Here is a 13,522-nt window from a genome sequence, read left to right as displayed (position 1 = left end):
AAGTCCGCTTGAGCCTGTGGACAACTCTGGACGAGGACACGTCAGCCGCGGCCCGCGTTCCAGTTCCGGCCCCCGGCTCCGGCTCCGGCTCCGGCTCCGGCTCCTGCTCCTGCTCCTGCTCCAGCTCCTGCTCCTGCTCCTGCTCCAGCTCCCGCTCCGGCCCGATGCCCGCCCACCTCAGGTCTTTCCCGGTTGTCAGTGCCGTCCTGTTGTATGGGACGCATGGAGCACACGAGCAACGCGGACCTCAGGAAGGCGGCCGACACGGTCCTCGCCCGTCTGGTCGGCGACGGCACGGGCACGGCCCGACTGCGCGAGGACCAGTGGAAGGCGATCGAGGCCCTGGTCGCCGACCGGCGCCGGGCCCTGGTCGTGCAGCGCACCGGCTGGGGCAAGTCCGCGGTCTATTTCGTGGCCACCTCCCTGCTCCGGGCCCGCGGAAGCGGCCCCACCGTGATCGTCTCCCCGCTGCTCGCCCTCATGCGCAACCAGGTCGAGGCCGCGGCCCGCGCCGGCATCCACGCCCGGACGATCAACTCGGCGAACACCGAGGAGTGGGACACCGTTCAGGGCGAGATCGCCGAAGGGGCGGTCGACGTCCTGCTGGTCAGCCCCGAGCGGCTCAACAACCCGGACTTCCGCGACCAGGTCCTGCCCAAGCTCGCCGCGGCGACAGGACTGCTCGTGGTGGACGAGGCGCACTGCATCTCCGACTGGGGCCACGACTTCCGCCCGGACTACCGGCGGCTGCGCACCATGCTCACCGAGCTCCCGCCCGGTGTCCCCGTCCTCGCCACCACCGCCACCGCCAACGCCCGCGTGACCGCGGACGTCGCGGAACAGCTGGGGACAGGAGACGCCTTCGACACCCTGGTGCTGCGTGGTCCGCTGGACCGGGAGAGCCTCAGCCTGAACGTGCTGCGGCTGCCGGACGCTGCGCACCGAATGGCCTGGCTCGCCGACCGCATAGGAGAGCTGCCGGGCTCCGGAATCGTCTACACGCTCACGGTCGCCGCAGCCGAGGAGGTCACCGCCTTCCTGCGGCAGCGCGGCCACACGGTCGCGTCCTACACGGGCAAGACGGAAAACGCCGACCGGCAGCAGGCCGAGGAGGACCTGCTCGCGAACAAGGTCAAGGCCCTGGTCGCCACCTCGGCGCTGGGAATGGGCTTCGACAAGCCCGACCTCGGCTTCGTCGTGCACCTGGGGTCGCCGTCCTCCCCCATCGCCTACTACCAGCAGGTGGGCCGCGCGGGCCGTGGCGTGGAGCACGCCGAGGTGCTCCTGCTTCCCGGGAAGGAGGACGAAGCGATCTGGGAGTACTTCGCGTCGCTCGCCTTCCCCTCCGAGGATCTGGTGCGCCGCACCCTCGACGTGCTCGCCCGCGCTGAGGGGCCGCTGTCGCTGCCCGCTCTGGAGCCCCTGGTCGAGCTGCGCCGTTCCCGGCTCGAGGCGATGCTCAAAGTGCTCGACGTGGACGGAGCGGTCAAGCGGGTCAAGGGCGGCTGGACCGCGACCGGCCGGCCGTGGACGTACGACGCGCAACGATACGAGTGGGTCGCGCGGCAGCGGGAGGCCGAGCAGCAGGCGATGCGCGACTACGCGTCGGCGACGGGCTGCCGTATGGAGTTCCTGCAGCGCCGGCTCGACGACGACAGCGCCAGGCCCTGCGGTCGCTGCGACAACTGCGCGGGCGCCCGTTTCACCGCGGACACCTCCACCGCGGCGCTGGACGCCGCGCGCGTGGACCTCGGCCGGGCCGGTGTGGAGGTGCAGCCCCGGCGTATGTGGCCGACGGGCCTGCAGGCGGTCGGCGTCGATCTCAGGGGACGCATCCCGGCCGGTGAACAGGCCGCTGAGGGGCGAGGTCTGGGACGCCTCTCGGACATCGGCTGGGGCAACCGGCTGCGGCCGATGCTCGCGTCCCAGACACCCGACGCTCCCCTGCCGGAGGACGTGGCGCGCGCGGTGGTGGGCGTACTGGCCGACTGGGCGAAAGGACCCGGCGGCTGGGCCCCGGGCGCGGTGGACGCGCGGCCACGCCCGGTCGGCGTCGTCACCATGCCCTCTCGCACCCGGCCCCGGCTGATCCACTCCCTGGGCGCGCACATCTCGGAGGTCGGCCGACTGCCGCTGCTGGGCGGCGTGGAGTACACGCCGGACGCACGGCGGGTGCCGCGGAGCAACAGCGCCCAGCGTCTGAAGGCCCTGGACGGGGCGCTGACCGTACCGCCCGCCCTGGTCTCCGCCCTGGCCGACAATCCCGGCCCGGTGCTGCTCGTGGACGACTTCACCGAGACCGGCTGGACCCTCGCGGTCGCCGCCCGCCTGCTCAGAAGGTCCGGCACGCAGGCGGTGATGCCACTGGTCCTGGCGGTGCAGGGCTGATGCCACTGGTCCTGGCGGTGCAGGGCTGATGCCACTGGTCCTGGCGGTGCAGGGCTGATGGCACACGTCTGCGGCCCACGCGCACGACGCGGGCGGTCCCAGGAGTCGCGGGACGAGCGCCGGGTAGGGATATAAGCCATGGGTCGCCCGATAACGGCCGGTGCCCTCAATTGCTCGTTGCCGCATCCCAGTTCGACAGGAAGAATTGAAGTCCGCTCCCCGCACGGCTCAGCCGTTGGCCGGTAGGGCTCTCCTGCGGTGTGCGCTCCCCCGAATCCGATCCCGCCCGCAGTGTGGGCGCGTAGCCGAAGGGAGGAACGTGACCTTCGGATTCGCTCCGTCCTCGGCGGCATCGTTGTCGACGTCCGCCACCTCCGTCCACCGTGTGCTCGAACCCTCGGAGTGGGCGGCCGCGGGCATCCCTCTGCTGCGCAATCCGCGGGAGGTCGTCAGCGGACTGCACGCCCGGCACCTCCCCAGGCCCGCCACCGCCGTGGTCGCCGTCCTGGACCTGGACGAGCGGCTGAGGGCGAGCGCCTCCTTCGCCCGCCGGTCGGCGCCCGCCGACGGCTGGATGTTCCGCAACGCGCTGCTGGCCCAACTGCGCCAGGTCATCCCGCACGACCTGCGGCGCCGTACCCCGGTGCGCACCGCCGTACTGCTCTACTGCCGTGACGGGGACGCGCGTTGGACCGAGGAGGACGGGGCGTGGATGTGGGGACTGCGTGACGCCTGCACGCTGCACGGGCTGCGCTGCGGGGCGTACATCACGCTGACCCGGGACGGCTGGCAGGTCCTCGGCGAGGGCCGGGGGGGCCGGCGGCCGCACGCGTACTCGGCGCCCGAGCCCTTCGGCGCCGCCGAGGCTCCGTCCCCGCTGCCGCGCACCGGCGGCGCGGCCTCCGAGGTGCTGCGCCGCGCGGCGGCCCGCTGACGGACGGCACTCCCCCATCGTCCGCTCATGCCGGACGGCCGACCGGCCGGGGTGCGCACGCCGAAGGCCCCGCCGCCGGTCTTACGGCGCGGCAGGCACGACGTCACCTTTCTTCGGCCCCCGGACGGGCTCGGGTCCCCGGACGAGCGCAGGACCGTCGGACGGACTCAAGGCCGCACGGACTCAAGGCCGCACGGGCTCAGGACCGCCGGACGGGCCGGACGCGGCTCAGACAGCCGCGCCCAGCACCGAGTTGATCTGCTGCGGGTCACCGCAGACGACCAGCAGCGCGTCGGCCTTGGCGTGCGCCAGGGACAGGGCCGTGGCACCAGCGGCCTCGGGGCCGCCGTTGACCGCGACCACGACCACGGGGCGGGACGTGGCACGCGAGGCCACGGCGGCGTCCGCGTAGAACACGTCGTCGCGCGCGTCGTTCTGCGCCCAGTAGGACGCCTCACCGAAGGACAGTTCGTGCGCGGCCCACGGATGCGACCCACCGGTGGTGATCACCAGCACGTCGCCGGGGGCACGGCCCGACTCCAGGAGCAGGTCGACCGCTTCCTCGGCGGCGTCGAGCGCGCCGTCGGCGGAAGCCGGAACGAGTTGGATTTGAGGGGTCGCCGAGGCGGCGGGGGCGGTCGGCCGCGACGGTGCGGACTTGGCCGGGACCGACTCCCGCGACGCGCGCTGCGGCGGCGGCGCGGGCCGTGCGGGACCTGGACGACCGGGGCGCGGCGGAGCCGCGGGACGGGGGCCGGGAACGGGGCGGGGGGTCGGCGCGGTGCGGCCGGCGGACGGCGTGGCGCGGGGACCCTGGGCACTCTCGTGAATCTGAGGCTCCTCGGGAATGAGAGGCATGGGCTGATATTTATCAAACGTTGGTGCGGCTCGCGTGGGCGGGTGGCCCATCGGGCCGAGCGGAACGATCAGAAGTCGAAGCCGAGCTGACCTTCGACCTCCGGAACGCCTCCGTCTGCCCAGACACGGACCTTCTTGAGGTGTCGCCACCGGGGCAGCGCATCAAGATACGCCCACGACAACCGGTGGTACGGGGTGGGTCCCCGCTCCTCCAGCGCGGCCTTGTGCACGGGCGACGGATATCCGGCATTGGCCGCAAAGCCGAAGTCTGCATGCTCGATACCCAGTTCGGCCATCATTTTGTCGCGGTGGACCTTGGCGATCACCGAAGCGGCCGCGACGGCCACGCACGACTGGTCGCCCTTGATGACCGTACGGACCCTCCAGGGGGCGCCGAGGTAGTCGTGCTTCCCGTCGAGGATGACCGCGTCCGGGGGGATGGGCAGTCCCTCCAGGGCGCGCACGGCCGCGAGCCGCAGTGCCGCCGTCATCCCCAGGTTGTCGATCTCCTCCGGAGAGGAGCTCCCGAGGGCGTACGCGGTCACCCACGTCTGCAGTACCGCCGCGAGTTCGGTGCGTCGCTTGACGGTCAGCAGTTTCGAGTCGGTGAGCCCGACGGGCGGCCGGCGCAGTCCGGTGACCGCCGCGCAGACGGTGACGGGGCCGGCCCAAGCGCCGCGCCCCACCTCGTCGACACCGGCAATGACCTTCGCTCCGGTCGTGGCCCTGAGAGAGCGCTCGACGGTGTGAGTGGGTGGTTCGTACGGCATGGCGCCCTCAGCGTACGCTGCCCGGATCCCGCTGCGACACCCCGGTTTCCCTGGAGAACCGCGACGTCCCGCACCCGGATTGCCAGGGGCTGGTCGGGGGCGGCGGCGGAACCATCGACCGACCGGTCACCCCTTCGCGATCACGGCCCCTTCGTTCGCTCATGCACATCCCGGTGCGGTGCGTCATCGCAGCTCGGACGACTTCGCGCACAAGGCTGTTCGCCGCGTCGGACCTCGCTTCACCCACCTGCATTCCAGGGATTACGACGTCCAGAAGAAGCCTGATCGTCGACTCGACCGCCCCGTCGGGGGTCGCATTCGGAAGCACTCCGTCCGCTTCGGGTCGCATTCGTGAATCGATGCGCGAAGCGCGAAGCCAGGACGCGCCAGGCGCTCGCCTCCTGCGCGGACAACGGCACGCGAAGTGGAGGTCACACGGACATCGGGACCCAGTCGGGCAGCGCCTCCGTGCGCCGCACCCACTCGGCGGGCGGGGCCCCGGTCTTCCCCGAGGCGAGCACGCCGCCCACGATGGCGCAGGTGGTGTCCACGTCGCCGCCGGCCCGGGCAGTCGTCCAGAACGCGTCCTCGAAGTCGGCCAGACACCTGGCGGCGGACCAGAGCGCGAAGGGCACCGTGTCGTGCGCCGTCGTGCGCCGCCCGCTGCCGAGGACTGCGGCGACGGTGGCCACGTCGCCGTAGTCGAGCATGTCGCGGGCACGCCGCAGACCGGCGCCCACGGCGCTCCTGGCCGGTACGAGGTCGATGACGCCGCCGAGCAGCGCCTCCGCGCTCGGCGGTCCGCCGGGTGCGGCGGCCAGCGCGGCGGCCGCGGCCACGGCCATGGCGCCCACGACGGCCTCACGGTGCTGGTGGGTGGGGTAGGCGGAGATCTCGGCCTGGTGGGTGGCCTGCTCCGGGTCGTCCGCGTACCAGGCGCCCAGGGGCGCCGTGCGCATCGCGGCGCCGCTCCCCCACGATCCGTGCCCCTTGAACAGCGCGGGCGCCAGCGTGCGCCAGTCGCCGCCCTCACCGATCCGCCGCAGCAGACCGGCCGTCCCCGCGCCGTACCCGCGCTCCGGTGCGTGGCGCCGGGCGAAGGACTCGGCCAGGGCGTCCTGGTCGACACGGTGGTGGGCGGCCAGGACGGTGACGACGGAGCAGGCCATCTCGGTGTCGTCCGTCCACTGCCACGGGCCGGACGGCAACTCGCGGCGCTTGAGCAGCGGGTAGTTCACCGGAGCGAAGAACTGCGAGCCCAGCGCGTCTCCCACCGCGAGCCCGCGCATGCTGGCCAGGGCGCGCTCCAGGCGCACGCCCGGAGAGGAGTCAGGGGTCATCGCTCAGCCGCTCCATCCAGTGATCCCGTATGATCCCGGCTCACGCCACTGCTCGAACGGACGATCGAGCGCGTACCTGCCGTCGTCCCCGAGAACGAGCATCCGCATCTCGGCGTTCCCCGGGTTGGAAAGGCTCTCGAACTCGGCGACGGTCCAGTGGAACCAGCGCATGCAGAAGAGCCGCATGGCCAGGCCGTGGGTCACCAGGAGGACGTTGGGCGGGTGGCCGGGGTCCTCGAAGCTGCGGAAGAGGCTCTCCAGGAAGCCGCCGACCCGGTCGTAGACGTCGGCTCCGGACTCGCCCTGGGCGAAGCGGTAGAAGAAGTGCCCGTAGGTGTCCCGGTAGGTCTTCTGGAGGCGCACGTCGTCGCACTCCTGCCAGTTCCCCCAGTCCTGCTCGCGCAGTCGCGGCTCTTCGCGCACGCGTATGAGATCGGGGTCCAGCCGGAAGGAGTGGAGCGTCTCGTGGGTACGCCGGTAGGGGGAGACGTAGACGCTCACGCGTTCGCGTCCGAACAGGTCCCGCAGTTCCTTGCCGGTCTCCTCGGCCTGTCTCCGGCCCCGCTCGGTGAGCGCCAGTGCGTGGTCGGGTTCGCGCTCGTACACGGTGTCATCGACGTTGCCCGTTGACTCGCCGTGCCGGACAAGGATGATGCGCCGTGGTCGTGCCATGCCAGAACAGTAGATCGGGTCGGCGCCGATCGAGGACTCCAGCGGGCCCGGTACGGCGCAGATCACACAAATCGCGCGGCCCGCGCCACACAAGCCCGTGGGCGACCGTCCACCGTCAAACCGTCCAGGTGCTCTCGAGTTCCACGATGTCGCCCGTGAGCGACGCCATGTCGGCCTCCGTCTGGGCGCGCAGCGCCAGGCGCTCCACGCGCTCCGGGCGGTACTTGCCGTGCTCGGCGGCGGACTGCCACATGGACAGCACGAGGAACTCGTTGCCGGGAGCCTCACCGAACAGGCCGCGCACCATGCCGGGCGAGCCGGCCATCGCCGGGTTCCAGACCTTCTCCTGCATCAGCGTGAAGTGCTCGGTGCGCTCCTCGTGGACCCGGCAGAGGGCGACCCGCAGCAGGTCCGCGTCCGCGAAGCGGGGTTCGAAGCCCGTCTTCACGTCGAACCGGTAGTCGAACAGGCGGACCTGGGCGTCCTTGAAGGTGCCGCCCTGTGCCGCCGCCAGCCGGTCGTGGGAGCGGGCCATGAAGGAGTCGTAGAAGGCACGGCTCTCCCAGAAGGCGAAGATGTGCGCGACACCCGGCCGTCCCCGGCTCCACCCGCCCCCCTGCCCCCGAAACCCCGGCTCCCCCAGAAGCCCCGCCCACTTCCGCTGCCCCCGCTCGAAGCCCGGGCGGTCCACCACGGTGCAGCGAATCCACTTGACCAGCACCGCGCCATCGTAAGGCCCTGCGACGTGGCATTGGTCACTCCTGTGGGGACAGCGCCCGCGCAAGCGCCCCCGCGCGCGTGGCACGATGGACAACAAGCGCCCGTGGAACGGAAGTTGAGGCAGAGGGGCGCACAGGTCGGGCAAGGGGGAGTCAGATGAGCGGACTCAGCAAGGGGATCGGCAGGGTCGAGGTCGCGGTCAAGTGGGATCCCAGTCCCGCGGGGCAGCCACCCACTGATCTGGATCTGGTCGCCGCGGCCTACAGGGCCGGCGACCCGCATGGTGATCCGGCCTATGTGGTGCATTTCAACAGCCGTTCCCCCGACGGAACCATCTATCTCAACCGGGACAGCAGGAACGGCCAGGGCTTCGGGTGGGACGAGGTCATGATGCTCGAACTCGACCGGCTCGGCGACGGGTACGCGCGCGTGGTGGTCGGCGTCGTCATCCAGCAGCGTCCGGCGCACCGCACCTTCGCCGGCGTACTCGGTCCGGGAATGCGCGTCCGTGAGGGGTACACCGTCCTCGCCGAGGACGACTTCGGCGGTGTGCTCGGAGCGACGGCGGCCACGGTCGCGGAGTTCGCGCGGAACGAGTCGGGCACCTGGGAGTTCCACCCCGGCGTCCTCGGCTTCGAGGACGACCCGGAGACCTTCACCCACGCCATGGGCCGAGCGCACCCGTCGTAGCCACAACGCCTAAGGGGCGCGGCCCGTGGCCGACGCCCCTTACTTCACGGCGTTACCGTCAGATCAGCTGCAACCGCTGGTCGAGCCGCAGCCCTCGCAGATGTAGCAGGAGCCGGCCCGCTGCATCTTCGTACCGCAGGAGAAGCACAGCGGGGCGTCGGCCTGGATGCCCAGCTGCATCTCCACCAGCTCGGCGCTGGTGTGCGCCTGCCTGGGAGCGGGCTTGGCCGCCTCGACCTCGGCCTTCGGCGTGGCGACCGCCTTCAGGTCGGTCTGCCGGGGCGCCGACTGGGCCAGGCCCTCGACGTCGAGCTCGTCGTCGGTCGGCTCGTAGGAGCCGGTCTCGAGGTGGCGCTGACGCTCCTCGGCGGAGTGGATGCCGAGCGCGGAGCGCGTCTCGAAGGGCAGGAAGTCCAGCGCCAGGCGGCGGAAGATGTAGTCGACGATCGACTGCGCCATCCGCACGTCCGGGTCGTCGGTCATACCGGCCGGCTCGAAGCGCATGTTGGTGAACTTCGAGACGTACGTCTCCAGCGGCACGCCGTACTGAAGGCCCACCGACACGGCGATCGAGAAGGCGTCCATCATTCCCGCGAGAGTCGAGCCCTGCTTGGACATCTTCAGGAAGACCTCGCCGAGACCGTCGTCCGGGTAGGAATTGGCGGTCATGTAGCCCTCGGCGCCGCCGACCGTGAAGGAGGTGGTGATGCCGGGCCGGCCCTTGGGCAGGCGCTTGCGGACCGGGCGGTACTCGACGACCTTCTCGACCGCGCTGCGGATCGTGCCCTCGGCCTTCTCGGCGATCTCGGCCTTCTCGTCCTCCTTCTTCTTGGCGGAGAGCGGCTGGCCGACCTTGCAGTTGTCGCGGTAGATGGCGAGCGCCTTGACGCCCAGCTTCCACGCCTCGAAGTAGATCTCCTCGACCTCTTCGACGGTCGCCGACTCCGGCATGTTGACCGTCTTGGAGATGGCGCCGGAGATCCAAGGCTGGATCGCGGCCATCATGCGGACGTGGCCCATCGGGGAGATGGCGCGCTCGCCCATGGCGCAGTCGAACACCTCGTAGTGCTCGTGCTTGAGGCCGGGGGCGTCGATCACGTTGCCGTTCTCGGCGATGTGGGCGACGACCGCCTCGATCTGCTCCTCCTGGTAGCCCAGGCGGCGCAGGGCCTGCGGGACGGTGCCGTTGACGATCTGCATCGAGCCGCCGCCGACCAGCTTCTTGAACTTGACCAGCGCGAGGTCGGGCTCGACGCCCGTGGTGTCGCAGGACATGGCCAGGCCGATGGTGCCGGTGGGCGCGAGGACGGACGCCTGGGAGTTGCGGAAGCCGTTCTTCTCGCCGAGCCGCAGCACGTCCTGCCAGGCCTCGGTGGCGGCGGCCCAGACCGGCGTGTCCAGGTCGTCCATGCGGACGGCCGTGGTGTTGGCGTCGGCGTGCTGCTTCATCACCCGCAGGTGCGGCTGGGCGTTGCGGGCGTAGCCGTCGTACGGGCCGACGACCGCGGCGAGCTCGGCCGAGCGCTTGTAGGCGGTACCGGTCATCAGGGAGGTGATGGCACCGGCGAGGGCACGACCGCCGTCGGAGTCGTAGGCGTGGCCCGTCGCCATCAGCAGCGCGCCGAGGTTGGCGTAGCCGATGCCGAGCTGGCGGAACGCGCGCGTGTTCTCGCCGATCTTCTGGGTCGGGAAGTCCGCGAAGCAGATGGAGATGTCCATCGCCGTGATGACCAGCTCGACGACCTGGGCGAAGCGCTCGACCTGGAAGGACTGGTTGCCCTTGCCGTCGTCCTTGAGGAACTTCATCAGGTTCAGCGAGGCGAGGTTGCAGGACGTGTTGTCCAGGTGCATGTACTCGCTGCAGGGGTTCGAGCCGTTGATACGGCCGGACTCCGGGCAGGTGTGCCAGTGGTTGATCGTGTCGTCGTACTGGATGCCCGGGTCGGCGCAGGCCCAGGCGGCCTCAGCCATCTTCCGGAACAGATCCTTGGCGTCGACCTGCTCGATGACCTCGCCGGTCATCCGCGCGCGCAGGCCGAACGTCCCGCCCTGCTCGACCGCCTTCATGAACGTGTCGTTCACACGGACCGAGTTGTTGGCGTTCTGGTACTGGACGGAGGTGATGTCATCGCCACCGAGGTCCATGTCGAAGCCCGCGTCGCGCAGGGCGCGGATCTTCTCCTCCTCCTTGACCTTGGTCTGGATGAAGTCCTCGATGTCGGGGTGGTCGACGTCGAGGATGACCATCTTGGCCGCACGGCGGGTGGCGCCGCCGGACTTGATGGTGCCGGCGGAGGCGTCGGCACCGCGCATGAAGGAGACGGGCCCGGAGGCGTTGCCGCCGGAGGAGAGCAGCTCCTTGGAGGAGCGGATGCGGGAGAGGTTCAGGCCGGCGCCCGAGCCGCCCTTGAAGATCATGCCCTCTTCCTTGTACCAGTCGAGGATCGACTCCATGGAGTCGTCGACGGACAGGATGAAGCAGGCGGAGACCTGCTGGGGCTGCTTGGTGCCGACGTTGAACCAGACGGGGCTGTTGAAGCTGAAGATCTGGTGCAGGAGGGCGTAGGCCAGCTCATGCTCGAAGATCTCGGCGTCGGCGGGCGAGGCGAAGTACTTGTTGTCCTCGCCGGCCTTCCGGTACGTCTTCACGATGCGGTCGATCAGCTGCTTGAGGCTGGTCTCGCGCTGCGGGGTGCCTACGGCACCGCGGAAGTACTTGCTGGTGACGATGTTGACCGCGTTCACCGACCAGAAGTCGGGGAACTCGACGCCACGCTGCTCGAAGTTCACCGAGCCGTCGCGCCAGTTGGTCATGACGACGTCACGGCGCTCCCAGGCCACCTCGTCGTACGGGTGCACGCCGGGGGTGGTGTGGATGCGCTCGATACGCAGCCCCTTGCTGGCCTTGGCGCCCTTGGCTCGGGAACCTCGTGCCGGACCGCTCGCCGTCTCTGTCATGCCGCCTCCCTGTACGGGCGTAAACGCCCTGAAGTGCCCCTGTGTTCCGGAGCACGGTGTTCTGTCTGGTGCCGCGGGCACCCTCGCTGCCACCCGCGACAGGTCTTCCTCACCGCCGCTGAGCCGGGTCCGGACATGCCGTCCGGACCGGCCCGCTGCTCAGTCGGCGGTGCCTGCGGGCAGGGGGACCTCAGCCGTCCCGCCGCGCCCGCGGCCGTCTTCCTGGCACTCCTCACAAGCGCCGTCGCCGTCCTGCGCGGCGGTGTGTCCCGTTCCTTCCCTGAGTTCCGCGATGGCGGACTCGAAGTCCTCCAGCGAGTCGAACGCCCGGTAGACGGACGCGAACCGCAGATAGGCGACGAGATCGAGCTCCTTCAGGGGGCCGAGTATGGCGAGCCCCACGTCATGAGCGGCCACCTCGGCGCTCCCGCTGGCGCGCACCGCCTCCTCGACCCGCTGGCCCAGCTGGGCCAGCGCGTCCTCGGTCACGGGCCGCCCCTGGCATGCCTTGCGCACGCCGTTGATGACCTTGATCCGGCTGAAGGACTCGGTGACTCCGGACCGCTTGACCACCATGAGCGAGCACGTCTCCACTGTCGTGAACCGACGGGAGCAGTCAGGGCACTGGCGGCGCCTGCGGATGGACGTGCCGTCGTCCGTCGTACGGCTGTCGACCACGCGGCTGTCGGGGTGCCTGCAGAAGGGGCAGTGCATGGACTCCAACCCTCCTCACAGCAGACTCAATGGCCTCACCAGACCCATGGGCCCCGCGAAGCAGCCACAAGCATAGGCGATGAACGGCGGCCCGAAGACCGGGGGGAACACAATCTGTGGGCCGCTATAGCTATCCAACCACTACATGTGGGGATTGACTCCATACGGGCAGGCGATGCGCGCGTGTCGCGCGGATATGGCCGCGCGGCGTGCGCCGGAGCCGCCACGGGCAACACACCGGTGAACCCGCACCCGCCGGGGAGCTTACGGAGATACCGTGAGCGCCGCGCGGAGGACGCGTGGCACTCCCGGGCAGACGGGAGGCGGCACCCGGCTGACGGGACACCAGATGGCAGACTGGGGCGGCAACCCACGAGGTCGCCATCCCGGCGATGAAGAGTACAACAATGAACCCTTTTGCCAGCCGGGCACCGCATTGCCTATACACCCAGAAACGCAAACAAGTCCGGCTGTCGGCGTTTTTTCACTCGAACGTGTGTTTGGCGCAACCTTTCGAAAGCAACTACCGTTGTGCCGGAGGGAGACCATCGAGAGGGGCCGACGTGACCACCACCGCAGACAGTGCCACCATCACTGCCCAGGACCGCTCCCAGGGCCGACTCGAGCCGGTGCATGCGATGAACGAAGCCACGAATCCCGAGGGGCACAAGCGCTCCCTGCCGGGCCGACCTCCGGGCATCCGGGCCGACAGCTCGGGCCTCACCGACCGTCAGCGCCGGGTGATCGAGGTCATCAGGGACTCCGTGCAGCGGCGCGGCTACCCGCCGTCCATGCGGGAGATCGGGCAGGCGGTCGGCCTCTCCAGCACCTCCTCGGTCGCACACCAGCTGATGGCGCTCGAGCGCAAGGGTTTCCTGCGACGTGATCCGCACCGTCCGCGCGCGTACGAGGTCCGCGGCTCGGACCAGGCCACCGCGTTGCAGCCGACGGACACGGTGGGCAAGCCTGCCGCCTCCTACGTCCCTCTGGTCGGCCGGATCGCGGCCGGTGGCCCCATCCTCGCCGAGGAGTCGGTCGAGGACGTCTTCCCCCTCCCCCGGCAGCTGGTCGGTGACGGAGAGCTGTTCGTCCTCAAGGTCGTCGGTGACTCGATGATCGAGGCCGCGATCTGCGACGGCGACTGGGTCACCGTCCGCCGCCAGCAGGTCGCCGAGAACGGCGACATCGTGGCCGCGATGATCGACGGCGAGGCCACCGTCAAGCGCTTCAAGCGCGAGGACGGGCACGTCTGGCTCCTCCCGCACAACGCGGCGTACGAGCCGATCCCGGGCGACGACGCGACCATCCTCGGCAAGGTGGTGGCGGTGCTGCGGCGCGTGTGAGAACCGCGCCGGGTGGGCTCGCCCACCTGCCCCTTGATCGGGCCCCGGGACCCCTGCGCCGGTTCCGGGGCTCCGTGCTGCGCGTCGCTCCCGTGCTGAACGGCCCGGTTCACGGCGCTTTCGGATCGCGGGGGT

General features: G+C 70.5%; 11 protein-coding genes. 4 read left to right on the top strand and 7 right to left on the bottom strand.

Annotated elements, in window-relative coordinates; translation table 11 throughout:
• The first annotated feature begins 222 nt into the window (after positions 1 to 222).
• Positions 223 to 2,388 carry a RecQ family ATP-dependent DNA helicase gene (locus tag ABZ818_RS17790; protein WP_361415247.1) on the top strand — a complete coding sequence of 722 codons (2,166 nt, stop codon included), beginning with the start codon at positions 223 to 225 and terminating at the stop codon, positions 2,386 to 2,388.
• 319 nt (positions 2,389 to 2,707) lie between these two features.
• Positions 2,708 to 3,322 carry a hypothetical protein gene (locus tag ABZ818_RS17785; RefSeq protein WP_361415245.1) on the top strand — a complete coding sequence of 205 codons (615 nt, stop codon included), beginning with the start codon at positions 2,708 to 2,710 and terminating at the stop codon, positions 3,320 to 3,322.
• Between the two features lie 228 nt (positions 3,323 to 3,550).
• Here the strand turns inward: ABZ818_RS17785 and ABZ818_RS17780 are convergent, their stop codons facing one another.
• The 5 genes from ABZ818_RS17780 to ABZ818_RS17760 all read right to left on the bottom strand — a co-directional run bounded on the left by ABZ818_RS17780 (position 3,551) and on the right by ABZ818_RS17760 (position 7,683).
• Positions 3,551 to 4,180, bottom strand: a complete 630-nt coding sequence (locus tag ABZ818_RS17780) for a hypothetical protein (RefSeq protein ID WP_361415243.1) — start codon at positions 4,178 to 4,180, stop codon at positions 3,551 to 3,553.
• 68 nt (positions 4,181 to 4,248) lie between these two features.
• Positions 4,249 to 4,950: a ribonuclease HII gene (locus ABZ818_RS17775; protein ID WP_361415241.1), complete on the bottom strand. Its 702-nt coding sequence runs from the start codon at positions 4,948 to 4,950 to the stop codon at positions 4,249 to 4,251.
• 431 nt (positions 4,951 to 5,381) lie between these two features.
• On the bottom strand, positions 5,382 to 6,290 hold the full coding sequence (locus ABZ818_RS17770) for an ADP-ribosylglycohydrolase family protein (protein WP_361415239.1): 909 nt from the start codon (positions 6,288 to 6,290) through the stop codon (positions 5,382 to 5,384).
• Positions 6,291 to 6,293: 3 nt separating this feature from the next.
• The gene (locus ABZ818_RS17765; RefSeq protein WP_361415237.1) at positions 6,294 to 6,962 is read right to left on the bottom strand and encodes a phosphoglycerate mutase family protein; all 669 of its coding nucleotides are present in this window, start codon (positions 6,960 to 6,962) and stop codon (positions 6,294 to 6,296) included.
• Positions 6,963 to 7,077: 115 nt separating this feature from the next.
• Positions 7,078 to 7,683 carry a YdbC family protein gene (locus ABZ818_RS17760; protein ID WP_361415235.1) on the bottom strand — a complete coding sequence of 202 codons (606 nt, stop codon included), beginning with the start codon at positions 7,681 to 7,683 and terminating at the stop codon, positions 7,078 to 7,080.
• 155 nt (positions 7,684 to 7,838) lie between these two features.
• Here ABZ818_RS17760 and ABZ818_RS17755 point away from each other — a divergent pair, with 155 nt between their 5' ends.
• Positions 7,839 to 8,372 (top strand): TerD family protein, encoded by a 534-nt coding sequence (locus ABZ818_RS17755; RefSeq protein ID WP_361415233.1) that lies wholly within the window; start codon positions 7,839 to 7,841, stop codon positions 8,370 to 8,372.
• Between the two features lie 63 nt (positions 8,373 to 8,435).
• Here the strand turns inward: ABZ818_RS17755 and ABZ818_RS17750 are convergent, their stop codons facing one another.
• Both ABZ818_RS17750 and nrdR read right to left on the bottom strand, forming a co-directional pair.
• A complete protein-coding gene (locus ABZ818_RS17750; RefSeq protein ID WP_361415232.1) occupies positions 8,436 to 11,330 on the bottom strand; it encodes a vitamin B12-dependent ribonucleotide reductase in 2,895 nt (964 codons plus the stop codon).
• A gap of 159 nt (positions 11,331 to 11,489) precedes the next feature.
• Positions 11,490 to 12,044 (bottom strand): transcriptional regulator NrdR, encoded by a 555-nt coding sequence (gene nrdR / locus ABZ818_RS17745; protein ID WP_361415231.1) that lies wholly within the window; start codon positions 12,042 to 12,044, stop codon positions 11,490 to 11,492.
• Positions 12,045 to 12,607: 563 nt separating this feature from the next.
• Here nrdR and lexA point away from each other — a divergent pair.
• Positions 12,608 to 13,387, top strand: a complete 780-nt coding sequence (gene lexA, locus ABZ818_RS17740; RefSeq protein ID WP_141357653.1) for a transcriptional repressor LexA — start codon at positions 12,608 to 12,610, stop codon at positions 13,385 to 13,387.
• Positions 13,388 to 13,522: the final 135 nt, after the last annotated feature.

The sequence above is a fragment of the Streptomyces sp. NPDC047453 genome (genome assembly GCF_040643155.1).
Lineage (GTDB): Bacteria > Actinomycetota > Actinomycetes > Streptomycetales > Streptomycetaceae > Streptomyces.
The sequence above is the reverse complement of the archived record's forward strand: the minus strand, read 5'-3'. Positions and strand labels throughout refer to the sequence as shown.